Consider the following 13,542-nt stretch of genomic DNA (forward strand, 5'->3'; position numbering starts at 1 on the left):
ACCTGAAAGCTGATAGTAAAGGGTAGAGTCGATGAGTATGCACCAATCACGCCTTGATTTTGAACAGTTTCACCCTCATAGACTCTCTAATTCATCATATAATATTTTGATAATCGTGATTTTTTAATCGCAATGTTTTAATTTTTATTTTATTTTTTTAATACTACGTTCACCTTTTAACAACACGCTTAATAACACTCTTTTATTGATACTTATTCTTATAATGACTAGTCAACGAACGGCCAAATGCTAAAGTATTTAACCTTGCGACGTTTATTTATAATGTAGCGCGCATCTGGTTAATTTAATACCATTTAACCTTCTTTGACTATGACAAAAATAGCTGACCCAAGCCAAAATTATGACAAACGATACCAATAGTAAACCCTCTTCTGATCAAGACATGACAGATCAAAATAGCTCGAGTCAACATACGCAGCATAAAGCGGATAACCGTCAAAAAAATCAGCAACAGCAATCAGATAAATCAGCAGTAAAACCGGTTATTACGCCGACCAATGACATTTTGACTGCTAAGCAACTAAATGAGCTGCCAGTTTTGGCAAAAGACCGTCATTTTTTAAGTCGTTTGCAGCGTGAGATTACTCGTCCTAACAAAAACATACCGCCAAAAGTTGTGGCTGAAAAACAAGCCAAGTTTGAACAAATCAAACAGCGTTCGCAGCAAGCGGTACAAGAGCGCATGGACAGCATTCCTGATGACATGCCAGCGCGTCTTAATCATGAGCTGCCGGTCAGTAAGCGCGCTGAGGATATTGTCCAAGCCATTATCGATCATCAGGTTATCATTGTGGCCGGTGAAACTGGATCGGGTAAGACCACTCAGCTGCCCAAGCTTGCCATGATGGCAGGGCGTGGTGTGACCGGTCAAATTGGTCATACACAGCCCAGACGTTTGGCAGCGCGTAGTGTGGCTAACCGTATCGCTGAAGAGCTAGAAGAGCCACTGGGTGATACGGTCAGCTTTAAGATTCGCTTTAATGAACAAGGCACGGCCAAGTCGGTAGTCAAATTGATGACCGATGGTATCTTATTGGCTGAGCTTGGTCATGATCGATTTTTGTCTCGATACGACACCATCATTATTGACGAGGCGCATGAGCGAAGTCTAAATATTGACTTTATCATGGGTTATCTTAAGCAGCTGCTGCCTAAGCGCCCAGATCTTAAAGTCATCATTACTTCGGCCACATTAGATACCGGCCGCTTTAGTGAATACTTTGCGCAATATGATAAAGCCAAAAAGAAAATGATTCCGGCGCCGGTTATCGATGTCGAAGGTCGTGGTTATCCAGTAGAAGTGCGCTATCGTCCGCTAACTGACACGCCTGTGGGCAGCTCTGATGATGACAGCTATGATGACTTTGAGGACAACTTGCCTCGAGCGGTAGTGGCAGCGGTAGAAGAGTGTTTTGAAGATGCGGTAGCCAAAGGGCATCCTGAGCATGCTGATATCTTAATCTTTGCAGCTACCGAAGCTGAAATCCGAGAGATGCAGGAGGTATTGATTGCGCATGGGCCGCGTCATACTGAAGTGCTGCCGCTGTTTGCGCGTCAATCTTATTCTGAGCAGCAGCGTATTTTTAAGCCATCGGGTCGTGGCCGGCGTATTGTGATTGCCACTAACGTTGCTGAAACCGCGTTGACCGTACCAGGTATTCGTTACGTCATTGACTTAGGTTTTGCTCGTATTTCACGTTATTCGTATCGTTCACGGGTGCAGCGTTTACCGATTGAAGCCATTTCCCAAGCGGCAGCCAACCAGCGTAAAGGTCGCTGTGGTCGTGTGGCACCTGGTGTGTGTATTCGTCTATATTCAGAAGAGGACTTTGCCAGTCGTCCTGAATACACTGAGCCTGAAATTCTGCGCACCAACTTAGCATCGGTTATTTTACAGATGGCCAATCTACGCTTGGGCTCGGTTGAAGACTTTGACTTTATTGAGCCGCCAGACAGTCGTCTGGTCAAAGATGGTCGTAAACTGCTTGATGAATTAGGCGCGCTTGCACCCAAGCGTCCGGACGCTAAAAAGCCATTGGCAAAGCAGACCTTAAATGATGTTAAACTGACGCGTGTTGGTCAGAAGATGGCGCGCATGCCTATTGATCCAAGGCTGGCGCGTATGTTGGTTGCCGGTAGTGACTTTGATTGTATGCTAGAGATGCTGATTATCGTTGCGGCACTTGCGGTTCAAGATCCGCGAGAGCGTCCGGCTGAGAAGCGAGCACAGGCCGATCAAAAGCATGCTTTATTCCGTCAACCAGACTCTGACTTTTTGTTTTATTTAAGTCTATGGCAAGCGCTGTATGCCGGAGGCAGTAATAAGCTAAGCAGCAGTCAGCGCCGTAACTTTGCCAAAAAGCACTATCTAAGCTTCCCGCGTTTGCGTGAATGGGAGCGTACTTATCGTCAGCTAGAGCAGATGGTCACTGACTTAAAGCTGCTGACTGACTCGGGCACCGCACAAAAAGATATGCCCAAAAGCTTGCCGCAAGCAGCACTTAATGCAACAGCGCAAGCCAAAACCGCTAACAAAAAAGCCTCTAAATCAAAATCTGCTAAAGGCAAAAAGACTTCACAAAATCAGTCGTCCAATCAAATCAGCACCCAAGTGTCTCCAGTACTGATTGCCGACGCTGATGACGTCAATGATGAGCTGCGTGCGGTGAAATATGCCAACTTGCATAGAGCCTTATTAACTGGTTTGCTATCCGTGATTGCACACAAAACCGATCAGCGCGGTGAATACCTAGCTGCTCGACAGCAAAAAGCCAAGATTTTCCCTGCCAGTACTGTATTTAAGCAAGCACCTGCTTGGGTGATGGCGTTTGAAATAGTTGAAACCTCGCAAGTGTTTATGCGTACTGTGGCGAAGATTGAGCCGGAATGGATTGTCTCGGCTGCCGGTGATTTGCTTAAGTATCACTACTTTGAGCCGCACTGGTCGAAGAAGACCGGTCGAGTACGTGCTTACGCACAGATTAGTTTGTTTGGTCTGATTGTGGTCGCCAAGCAGTTGACTAACTATGAGCAAGTCAATCTAGAAGAGTCACGCGAGATCTTTATTCGTGATGGCCTAGTCACGGGTAATTTCGGTCGCCAAGCACCGTTTTTACAGCATAACTTAGAGAAGATTGCCGATGTTGAGCGTATCGAAGATAAGCTACGTCGCCGAGACTTATTGGTTGATGAAGAAGATCTGTATCAGTTTTATGAGCGTAAAATCCCCGCGCATATTGCCAGCCGTAAGGCCTTTGAAGACTGGCGTGCTGAAGTAGAAAAAGAAGATCCGCAGTTCTTATTCTTTACCGATGAAGATGTGCTCAAAGAGACGGCACCAACCACAGGGGAGTTCCCTGAGATTTGGCAATTGGGTGATTTAAAACTGCCGCTTAAATACGTTTTTGATCCAGCTTCAGAAGATGATGGAGTCAGCATTCGTGTGCCATTGGCGGCCTTACCACAGTTAGATGCGGTCGAGCTGCTATGGGGTGTGCCAGGTTGGCGCTATGAGCTGGTATTGCAGTTGTTAAAATCTCTGCCAAAAGACATTCGCCGTAAGATTGTACCGATTCCAGATACCGCCGATCAGCTGTATGACGAGTTAGAAAAGAATCACCAAGTAGGGCTGCTCAATCAATTGTGCCAAGCCTTACAGCGTCGAGGCGTGGTCGGGGTGACGGCCAATGACTTTAATCCTTCAGCCATTGATCGTTATCTACAACCACAGATTTGTGTGGTCGATGATAAAAACCGCATTATCGAAAAGGGTCGTGACTTAAAGGCACTGCAGCAGCGTCATGCATCAGAAACCAGTCAAGCGCTAAGCTCAAGCAAAGACACTGAAGGGGTACATACTGAGTTCCCAGAGCACTTTAGATTCAGTAAGAACCGCCATAGTGCCGGTATTGTTATGAAGGAGTTTTCGGCCTTAGTCGCTGATGAGGCGGGCGAAGCGGTTACTATCCATCAGTTTACTGACGTGACTGCGGCTTTAACCGCGCATCGCAAGGGCGTGCTGACCTTAATCAGGCTGCAACTGGGCGCCAAACAAAAGCAGCTGACCAGCCAAATTGATAAGACCTTCAAGCTGGCATTTGCACCACTTGGCGATATGGAAAAGTTAAAGACCATTCTCGTCGATGCCACTTTAGATGCGACGATGGAAATTCATGCGCCGCAGTACAATGATCACAAGCAGCTGCTACCGGATAATGCCGATCAGGCTGCGTATAAGCTGGCCAAGCAATTGCCATTTGATGAGATTGATTTTAACAAAACAGCCGAAGTGCTATTGGCGCAGTTTTTATTGCAAGGGCAGACGGTTCTTAAGCTGTTAAAAGAGGTCTATAGCCGTTGGCAGCGTATCCGTCGTAGTCTGCTGATGCTCGATCGTGAGATATTCGGCGAGTCGATTGATGATATTGAAGATCAGCTCGATGATTTGCATTTATCGGACTTTGTGTACCGTATGGATTATGAACATTGGCAGCAATATCCTCGCTATTTAGAGGCGTTAGAGATACGCATTGAGCGCCTTGAGCACAATCTTGATGGTGACCTAGATGCGGTTTATGAGCTGGATGTGCACATGGAGCGTCTCGCTGGCCGTGCTGACGATGACAGCATTAGTGAATACCGCTGGCTGGTTGAAGAGTTTCGCATTCAGCTGTTTGCACAGCCAATGAAAACCCGTCAAGCCGTATCACAAAAGCGTCTGGAAAAAACGTGGGCCAAAGTGACTGCCCGTAAATAGCTGTTTGGGCTGGATAATTTGGAGCCAATCTCGCTTTTCGCTACTATCTGCCAGTCAGGATGCGGCATTCGCTAAGCGATACACTGTCTCTTACTGCGTGAGCCAGTGTATCGCAAGCTGCTGCAACCCATCTTGACCGTCAGTATATCCGCTACAATCGAGGCTAAACCGCATCCCACGGCCACATTCAAAGCCTTTAAAAATATCGTATATAGACTGGCATCGAGTTTGTTGGATTTCGTCCCTCGACACCAACCTACAAATTATACAAGATACAGATCCCTTCCTTTGTTAAAGGAAGGGTTGGGATGGATTCTATCTCGTCACGTGCTCTTTTTTATCAATACGGAATAAATTTAAACTAAGCCTATGCATTCTCGTAACGAACCATCTATTAAGCTCGCCGACGACATCCGCCAGTATTTGCAAATCCATCAGCTTAGCGATAGCTTGCCGGCGATTAGTTATGAAATACTGGCCTTGCAGTTGTTAGACAGTATTGAGCAACAGCAGCAAATTGAGGTTTTATTTAATCAATCAATACCGCAAACTTGCTGTGATCCAAAATCACCAGACTTTGACCCTATTAAAGCCATTGTGCTATTAAAAGATTCAGATTATGACGAAGCCTGCTGGCTGTGTTTTTTGCTGATATATACCAATGACAGCGAAGACAACGATTGGGCGTTTATGCGTTTATTGTATGGTGCTTTAGGATTATCAGAGTCTAAGCTGACATGGCAGTTTATAACGCAGCAGGTGTCATCAGTAGATGAGGTCTTGCAAGACGTTTCGGAAGCACTGGCATCGCATCATCCCAAGCCGAAGTTTGGTCATCATAGAGCTTATGAGTCATTGGCTCAGTTGCCTGCGGTGTTTAACAGCTATATTGGCTTTATAGGTGAGCAGGGCGGACATCGTGCTTTATTCAAGCCTGAGTCAAATAGGGCTAAGTCAAATAAGGCGGAAGCTGATAAAACGGCTTATTTTCAAACGCTATATACATTGATACGCCAAAATATTTATCGATTTGGACGGCTATCGACTTTTGAATATCTGTGTTTGCTCGGCAAAATGGATTTGGCAGATGTGGCGCCAGACAGTTGTTATATAGCAGAGGCCAGTGGTCCTAAACGTGGTGCTAAGCTGTTATTTGGTATGTTAAACAATGAGCAATTAGATGCACATGCGGTTGGTTTAGCCGATTATTTAGATGTCGGCTATCAGCAAATGGAAGCGGCTATTTGTCACTGGCAAAAGTCACCGAAGCGTTATATCGCTGTCAATCATTAAATATAGTTAGCGAAATACTAATCGGTTACGGTGTTAACCTCGCTAAGCCTACATTTGTAGTACTTGCGCTTGGTTGCCTTGTAACCATTTTAGATTTCTTTAACTATACTCAGTCTAAAAAGCCTGAATATATAAAATTTGAACACAAAAAAGGAATACCGCTTGGGTATTCCTTTTTTTATTTTACGCTAATCAAAAGCATTTATATTATTAAGATTCCCAGATAACCGATGAATCAATTTGGTCAATGCTGCCGCGGCCAGTTAGTAACATTGCCATTTCAAATTCGTGTTGCAGTATTTTAAGCGCTTTTTCAACACCATCTGCACCGGCTGCGCCTAATGCTTGAGCAATGGGCTTACCTAATAATACTGCATCAGCTCCTAATCCCAGTGCTTTTAGAACATCAGTACCACGGCGGATGCCACCATCAAGCAGTACCGGAATACGCTTTTCAACGCGCTCAACCACTCTAGGCAGTGCTTCAATAGTTGGCGGTGCAGTGTCTAGCTTTCTGCCACCATGATTAGAGACAATAATCCCTGCTGCGCCGATATCAATGGCACGCTGTGCATCTTCGGCACTGACAATGCCTTTAATTAATACTGGTAGCTTAGTGTAGGCAATAAGCTCTTCAACCAGTTGCCAGCTGACTGGTACTGGTCGGCCAATTTTGTAAGGGGTAACCAAATCATCTGGCAAATTAAAGCCGATTTTCTGCTCTTTGTTGCGTACCGCAGAGGCCACTGAGTCTAAGGTAATACAGATGGCGCGGCAACCGTTGGCTTCTACTTGCTTGATGACGTCTTTGGCAAACTGTTTGTCTTTTTGAATATATAGCTGAAACCAAATAGGTGTGGTCGCTACTTGTTGAATGTCTTCTAATGAGGTAGAAGTAAAAGAGCTGATCACACAAGCGGTATTGGCTTTACCAGCCCCTTTAACAGTCGCTAACTCACCATCAGGATGCATGATTCTTTGAAATGCGAATGGGTCTACCATAATGGGGTAGTCTAGCGTATCACCAAATAAGCTGACTTTAGTGTCTAACTCGCCTGCTTGATTTAGCACTCTAGGGTTTAAGAAGATATCGTCAAAAGCGCTGTGATTTTTGTTAAAGGTAATCTCTTCGCCAGCGCCGGTTGAGACATAGGCAAATGCGCTTTGACTCATGTGTTTTTTTGCCAACACTTCAAAGTCAAACAAGTTGGTAACTTGCGATAAGTCGTTGATAGGATAGTTTTCAAGTTCGTGTTGTAAGCTTTTATTTTTCATAGGGGACTTCCTTATTCTAGTTATATTTTAAATACATTTTATTTAAGGGTTGTGACTTCAGTGTCTAGTTTTATGTTTCAAGCTTTGGTGTTCAGGACTGGGTCAGCACGTTGATTAAAAAATATACTCAAGACCAGCGCCTAACGCAAAGATATCACTGTCACCATTGGCATATACAGCAGAATTATTGCCTTGAGCATCAGTCACCGTTCCAACAACGCCGCGCACATCTTCTGCTTTGTTATAGCCGGTATAGGCATGGGCAATGATATTTTTGCGCAAGTGATACTGACCGCCGACCACATATTGCTGAGAGTCTGCACCACGCACACCGCCAAGATCGCTACTGTTGTTGTACTGCGCATATAAGGTTGTTGGACGCGATAAACCATCTACTCGCCATTGTGCGCTCAGTACATAGCCTTTTTCTTTAGTCGCCATGTCATCATAATCGGCCTGTTGATATAGAGCACCGATAGTGACTGGCAGATCTGAGATGCGTTCTAAATCGTAGGTTGCTGTGGCACGTACCACATCGCCGGCAATATCGATGTCTTTATCGTAGGCAATACTGGCGATTAAGCCGCTGTCTTGATCGTAGGTGACATAGCCGCCGTAACCTTCGCTATCTGCAGGATTGTCAGAAGGCTCATCTGTACTGTACATCAAGGCAACCTCAAACGGCAGATTGTCCTTTTTGGGCGAGGTCCATAGTGCCATATTAGAGACACGAGGAATGGCATCGGTCATATTTAACGCACGCACATCAGGCTCAGTTGCAGAAAGTGCTGTTGTGCCATTGTTATCCCAGTAACCACGGGCGACAACCACATTGTTTATCAAATCAATCGGCGTCCAGTATCTACCGACGCGCAATGTGCCCCAGTCTTTATTGCTTAGACCCAAAAAGTTACTGCGGTTTTGTAAGCTAACGTCAGTACTGCCAGCGACATCTACGCCAAATTGCAGTTGATAAATAACATCGGTATTTTCGGTAATGGCTTCAGAACCTTTCCAACCAATCGATGATTTATAACTGTTGATATCGGTATAGTCTGTACTGTGCTTAGCCTTAAATGATTGGTTATGTTGGGCATTAAGTCGCTCAATTTCCTGACGGTCTGCTTTGAACTTACCATCGGCATAATCGCCGGCAACAAATAAATTACCAAACATGGTTGGTTCTGCATAGGCTTGAGTTGATAAGGCAGTGGCGATAGCAAGGCTTAGCACAATTTTTTTCATAAATATCACTATATAAACACTAGATTAACGTAAATGATGGATATCAAAATCCAATAAAAAGGTTGGTTATAGACGTTATAATCTAGCTTATGATAGGCAGATAAGCAAATGCAATTATTAAGATATTCTCTTTATATTTAAAAATAAAATAATTTATATTAAGCAATTAAGACTGCTATTTAAGCTAAATTGGTCGAGGTAAATTATAAGTCTAACGGGATTCATAGACGCTCTCTTTTGGTTTATTTTTTTTGGCTTATTTTTTATGATTTATTAGGTAAGAACATATTATGAGTATATGCTTTATCATTATAAGGGGCGAAAAGAGTGACTGTTATAGTGAAAAGGTAAGCAGTTCTATCCGCTTGTTAAGCAGCAGGCGTGAATGGTTTAAATAACGTTAATGATTTAAGTAAAATAAATGGTTTAAATAAATTAGGAGCAAAAAATGAAGCAGATGATTAATGAGTTAGAGCAGCAGCGTTTTGATTATTTGATTAACAAGCAATATGATCAATTTGAAAAGCTATGCGATCCACAACTGCGCTATGTGCACAGTAGTGGCAAAATTGATGACTTAACATCTTATATGTATAAGCTAAGACACGGCTATTATAATTATCAAGACATCCGCTTTGACATCGATAACGTGATTGATATGGGCGAGTATGTGATGGCTACCGGTGACTTGCATCTAAAGCTGCTTGCTGAGGATAAGCCGTTATCATTACAAAACAAAGCCATTTCTATTTGGCGCAAACATGAGGATGGCTACAAATTCTTGATGTACCAGGGTACTGCGTTTTAGGTTGGCGGCTTTAAATGCTTAATACCTATTTTAATTAAATGCTAGGAAGTTATACATCATGTCAATGCATAAAGCTCATGCTTTAACGGCCAAAACAGCAAATTTTATCAGCTATATTTTAGCTTTCATTATTGTCATGTTGACTTTAAGTTTAACCGGTTGCTTCAGCAATAGCAGTACAGAAAAATTGTCGAACGCAACGGTAGTTCAGTCACCCCAAACCCAGACTCATCCGAACATTGAAAGTGCGATTGAGGTATCAGAAGTTAAACCAGTCGGCATTAACAATAAACCTTCAGAGCCTATCGCCGGTCTTGATGTGCTTGAAGTTTATACTGCAAGAACCACTGATGACGGCATCCAGTTGCGGTTATTTAATTACGATAAAATAGTATTTGTTAAGGCGCTAATACCGACAGAAGTACTGGCGTACTCTGATACGAATTCAGAACAGGCTTTTGAGTTAGGTGATCGGGTGCAAATCGTAGGGGATTATAAAAGAGGTTCAGATTACAACAATGTGACTGTGGTCAATGTTAAAAAAGTTCATAAACTAGGAGCAGATCCCGCTAAAGTCGCTTGTGAAAGTGTTGAGGGTAGAGAGTGGCGATTGGTCGGTATGGCGCAAACACCCACATGTGTTACCAACTATACAGATGCTGGCAAGCCATGTCAGTCATCCGATGAGTGTCAGGGTCATTGTATGGTAGGGCACGATATAGAAAGGGCCACTTGTGCAGCAAGTAATAGTTACTTTGGCTGTGGTGCAACCATTGAAGACTTTAGAGTAACCGGCTCAATTATCTGCATTGATTGAATTTAAAGTATGGCTGAACTTATGGCCATTGTGGCCATTGGTCAACAGGTTGGCCTTGTTTGTTAATCTATATATTTAAGGTTGCGATTAAAAATAAGTACTTAAAATTAAGGTCTCATAGTAAAACCACAGAGCAAAAGCGACACATGAGGGTTAGCTTATGTCAGTTAAGCAACAACACAGCTTGTTCGATGCAGATAGTGAACCTGACCTAACAGAGCCGGTGTCATCTTTGATTGTTAACGGCAAGTTTAGGCAGAGCAACTATCCAGCACACTTACATCCAGATGGGCGAGGTGTAGTGATTGATGTGCCAGAGGGCAGGCTGTATTATGCGCCGGCTTATTTTGATACTCACACCAGTGATGCCTATTTGGATGCCTTGTTAGGCTGTGATGATATAGATTATAAAACCCATGACTGGCGCGCTGACACACAGCCCGATGCTCATCAATTTCGACATATTGACTGGCAGCAAGACAGTATTAGTATGTTTGGCAAAACTCATCTGCTGCCTCGATTAACCGCTTGGTATGGTGACGAAGACTGTCATTACTCTTATTCTAATATTGCGCTGACGCCTAAGCCATGGAACGACTTACTGCTAAGCATTGGTGAGGCACTAATGCCGGTATGTCAGCGCCGGTTTAACAGTGTGCTGCTCAATTGGTATCGAGATGGCAGGGATCATATGAGCTGGCATGCCGATGACGAGCCAGAGCTTGGCGTCAATCCCTTGATTGCATCGGTCAACTTCGGTGAAAGCCGCCGCTTTTTATTACGTCGTAAGCAAGATCACAGCTGTAAATTAGAGATAGGTTTGCATCATGGCAGTGTGCTAGTAATGGCTGGTGCGCTGCAGCACCATTGGCAGCACAGTGTACCCAAACAAATGCGAGTAACTGGACACCGTGTTAACTTAACGTTTCGAACCATTCAGGTGTAGCTATCGCAAATAAATTGCTGATTAGGCTTATTTTTATGCGCTAGAAATGCTTATTATGTTTTATAATAACGCACAATCGAACAATCAAACCACAAAGGTGCATTATGAACCCATCATTTATCAAAAAGTCACGCTCTGCCATTATGCTATTAGCCGCTGGCCTTATCACTACCACTAGCTTTGCCAATAGCGAAGCGCGTCTTGATACCGTAAAAAGTGTTTATGCCCATGCACTGTATGACATTCAAACCACAGGTGATTATGAGGCAGCAGAAGTACTTTATCCTTTTGCAAATAGGGATTTAAGATACGCTATCGACTTGATTCAAAGTGACAGTGGTGTTGATGATGAGGGTGCGCTTACTGAGTGTCATCAAGCAGGTTGGGGCTTAAATCTGTTAAGCAGTAATGGCTGGGGGCTAGAAGAAGCGACTGCGCTTGATTTTACAGAGTTGGGCGGCGGTGACGTCAGAGTGCGTATTGACTTCGATGGCGGCTATGACATTAAAGACTATTCGTTGCTGTGCAATGGAAATAGCTGTGAAATTAGCGATAGCATCGATGTCGATGGCGTATCTGCTTTGGCCAATATCATGCAAATGTGTCTTTAACCTTGGTTAGTGCTAAATCTGATTAGCGTTAAGCCCGGATAGCTAAATGGCGGATAGTTAACAGTTGGATAGCTAAAAACCAAAGACACAGAATACGAAAAAACAGAGGGCGGATAGCTATGAATAAAGCAGCCATTCCGGCGCTATTAATATTTGCAGCGACACTATTGGGTGCGACCACAACGAGCCATGCTGAATTTGGCAAAATTGTGGATGCCGATGGTTATGTTAATGTGCGTCAAGCGCCAAGTAATAGCGGCAAAATATTAGGGCGAATAACCTCCGGTAAATTTGTCTATGTGTATGACGATGAGACGTATGACAGCTGGCTATATGGCTATCCTCAATTTGATCCAAATAATGAGTTAAATGGCTATATTCATCATTCTAGAGTGCGCTTTATCGATAGCGATAAGCAGGGGATGAGTACCGAAGTTGCGATGAGTGCCTTTGATGCAGCACAGCAAACCATTGAGTTTGCAAATGACAAAGTTCGGGTCACTATCGAAGCGCAAGACTTTGATTATCCTGCCAATAAGCATCAATTTACAGAACAATGTCACCATGACGGTAAACCATTAACCAGCTGCTACCTGAGTCATTATAAAGGTCAGCCTTTTTGGGGAACCGATGGCGGTGAGCCAAATAATATGAATCACTATAAGGCAATCACGGTAAGCATTGGCGATAACACCATTCGTATCCCGCAAAGTGATATTGAAAGCTTGTTTAATATCTATTTGAGAGATACTAAGGTTTATTATGATGCCAATACCGATAGCGTCTATATATCAGCTACAGAGGGTGATGGTGCTGGAACATATCGAGTGCTGTTTGCCATTGAGCAAGGGCGTTATATCGGCAAAACAGTGGTGTAGGGTGTAACTGTTTTAAGCGCTCAAGCGTTTTAAAGGCTTTATAAGTTAAAAAGCTGCTGTCATGTGATAGCAGCTTTTTTTATTTTTGGTATGGTTACTGGTATTCAGTCGTACTGGTTATTCAGGCTGGCACTAACATTTAGTGTTAGACTCATAGACATCTGGCGGTAGGATAAAGCCTTGCAGCCCGCAGGTTTTAATCAAATCCAGTGCTACTTTAGGATCGACATCACTCAAATCCATCTGTGCGTCAAAATCGGGATAGGGGTCTGCATCAAAGTCCTTATAATCGTAACCTAGCAGCTGAGATAAGCTTATGATTGAAGAGTCACCGTCACGCGTGACGACCACCACATGATGCAAGTCCGCATATTCAATCTGCTTTATCGCTACATACCACTTTTTATTAATAGCGATATCGTAGTCAAAATCATACTGTTTCAGCATCGGTGGTATCACAACCACAGGCACCACGGTCATGTAATCCACAGCCGGTTCATCATGACTGATATTATCTTCATTCTTCAGACGCAAATACTCCCAAGTATAAGAGGTCAGCGTATCTTCAAGGCGATTGTGAAATGCCTCATACATATATAGCATCGACATAAAACCTTGAGTCTGCATGATTTCTAGCTCAAAGCAGTTGGCACTTTGCTCAAAGTTATCGGCACATAGGTTTCTTAAAAAGTAGAAAACCGCTTTAGGGACAAAATAATCGACATCTTTGCATAGCGCAATTAAGTTTCTAATGGTAGCGACAGACACTTTGGCCACAGGTTTTGCGCGAATACGAAAAGGGAAGGTGGGTATGGTGTTTTCAAAGAAGTCACGGATGGCTTGTTGTTCTTCATCACTATAAATATTCATCTGCAATCCTCGACTTGTGTTA

The 13,542-nt window shown here is 43.6% G+C and carries 10 protein-coding genes; 7 read left to right on the forward strand and 3 right to left on the reverse strand.

The window, feature by feature from the left end:
- Positions 1 to 361: 361 nt before the first annotated feature.
- Positions 362 to 4,777 (forward strand): ATP-dependent RNA helicase HrpA, encoded by a 4,416-nt coding sequence (hrpA, locus tag A6J60_RS00345; protein ID WP_227526004.1) that lies wholly within the window; start codon positions 362 to 364, stop codon positions 4,775 to 4,777.
- 369 nt (positions 4,778 to 5,146) lie between these two features.
- Positions 5,147 to 6,070 (forward strand): hypothetical protein, encoded by a 924-nt coding sequence (locus tag A6J60_RS00350; protein WP_096064230.1) that lies wholly within the window; start codon positions 5,147 to 5,149, stop codon positions 6,068 to 6,070.
- 210 nt (positions 6,071 to 6,280) lie between these two features.
- On the opposite strand, the gene A6J60_RS00355 is transcribed toward A6J60_RS00350, so the two are convergent.
- Positions 6,281 to 7,345, reverse strand: a complete 1,065-nt coding sequence (locus A6J60_RS00355; protein ID WP_096064231.1) for an alpha-hydroxy acid oxidase — start codon at positions 7,343 to 7,345, stop codon at positions 6,281 to 6,283.
- Between the two features lie 114 nt (positions 7,346 to 7,459).
- Entirely contained in the window at positions 7,460 to 8,590 is a 1,131-nt protein-coding gene (locus A6J60_RS00360; protein ID WP_096064232.1) for a porin, read from the reverse strand.
- A 448-nt stretch (positions 8,591 to 9,038) separates the two neighbouring features.
- Here A6J60_RS00360 and A6J60_RS00365 point away from each other — a divergent pair, with 448 nt between their 5' ends.
- The 5 genes from A6J60_RS00365 to A6J60_RS00385 all read left to right on the forward strand — a co-directional run bounded on the left by A6J60_RS00365 (position 9,039) and on the right by A6J60_RS00385 (position 12,650).
- Complete coding sequence (locus A6J60_RS00365) at positions 9,039 to 9,398, forward strand: nuclear transport factor 2 family protein (RefSeq protein WP_096064233.1); 360 nt, start codon at positions 9,039 to 9,041, stop codon at positions 9,396 to 9,398.
- A 58-nt stretch (positions 9,399 to 9,456) separates the two neighbouring features.
- A complete protein-coding gene (locus tag A6J60_RS00370; RefSeq protein WP_096064234.1) occupies positions 9,457 to 10,215 on the forward strand; it encodes a hypothetical protein in 759 nt (252 codons plus the stop codon).
- Positions 10,216 to 10,375: 160 nt separating this feature from the next.
- The gene (locus A6J60_RS00375) at positions 10,376 to 11,161 is read left to right on the forward strand and encodes an alpha-ketoglutarate-dependent dioxygenase AlkB family protein (RefSeq protein ID WP_096064235.1); all 786 of its coding nucleotides are present in this window, start codon (positions 10,376 to 10,378) and stop codon (positions 11,159 to 11,161) included.
- 104 nt (positions 11,162 to 11,265) lie between these two features.
- Positions 11,266 to 11,772, forward strand: a complete 507-nt coding sequence (locus A6J60_RS00380; protein ID WP_096064236.1) for a hypothetical protein — start codon at positions 11,266 to 11,268, stop codon at positions 11,770 to 11,772.
- A 119-nt stretch (positions 11,773 to 11,891) separates the two neighbouring features.
- Positions 11,892 to 12,650 (forward strand): SH3 domain-containing protein, encoded by a 759-nt coding sequence (locus A6J60_RS00385; RefSeq protein WP_096064237.1) that lies wholly within the window; start codon positions 11,892 to 11,894, stop codon positions 12,648 to 12,650.
- 132 nt (positions 12,651 to 12,782) lie between these two features.
- Here the strand turns inward: A6J60_RS00385 and A6J60_RS00390 are convergent, their stop codons facing one another.
- Positions 12,783 to 13,520, reverse strand: coding sequence for a hypothetical protein (locus tag A6J60_RS00390; protein WP_096064238.1), 738 nt, complete (start codon positions 13,518 to 13,520; stop codon positions 12,783 to 12,785).
- Positions 13,521 to 13,542: the final 22 nt, after the last annotated feature.

This window comes from Psychrobacter sp. FDAARGOS_221, assembly GCF_002313155.2.
GTDB lineage: Bacteria > Pseudomonadota > Gammaproteobacteria > Pseudomonadales > Moraxellaceae > Psychrobacter.

Coding starts and splice junctions, on each gene's coding strand:
- hrpA (WP_227526004.1), top strand. CDS start 362: ATGACAAACGATACCAATAGTAAACCCTCTTCTGATCAAGACATGACA.
- A6J60_RS00350 (WP_096064230.1), top strand. CDS start 5,147: ATGCATTCTCGTAACGAACCATCTATTAAGCTCGCCGACGACATCCGC.
- A6J60_RS00355 (WP_096064231.1), bottom strand. CDS start 7,345: ATGAAAAATAAAAGCTTACAACACGAACTTGAAAACTATCCTATCAAC.
- A6J60_RS00360 (WP_096064232.1), bottom strand. CDS start 8,590: ATGAAAAAAATTGTGCTAAGCCTTGCTATCGCCACTGCCTTATCAACT.
- A6J60_RS00365 (WP_096064233.1), top strand. CDS start 9,039: ATGAAGCAGATGATTAATGAGTTAGAGCAGCAGCGTTTTGATTATTTG.
- A6J60_RS00370 (WP_096064234.1), top strand. CDS start 9,457: ATGTCAATGCATAAAGCTCATGCTTTAACGGCCAAAACAGCAAATTTT.
- A6J60_RS00375 (WP_096064235.1), top strand. CDS start 10,376: ATGTCAGTTAAGCAACAACACAGCTTGTTCGATGCAGATAGTGAACCT.
- A6J60_RS00380 (WP_096064236.1), top strand. CDS start 11,266: ATGAACCCATCATTTATCAAAAAGTCACGCTCTGCCATTATGCTATTA.
- A6J60_RS00385 (WP_096064237.1), top strand. CDS start 11,892: ATGAATAAAGCAGCCATTCCGGCGCTATTAATATTTGCAGCGACACTA.
- A6J60_RS00390 (WP_096064238.1), bottom strand. CDS start 13,520: ATGAATATTTATAGTGATGAAGAACAACAAGCCATCCGTGACTTCTTT.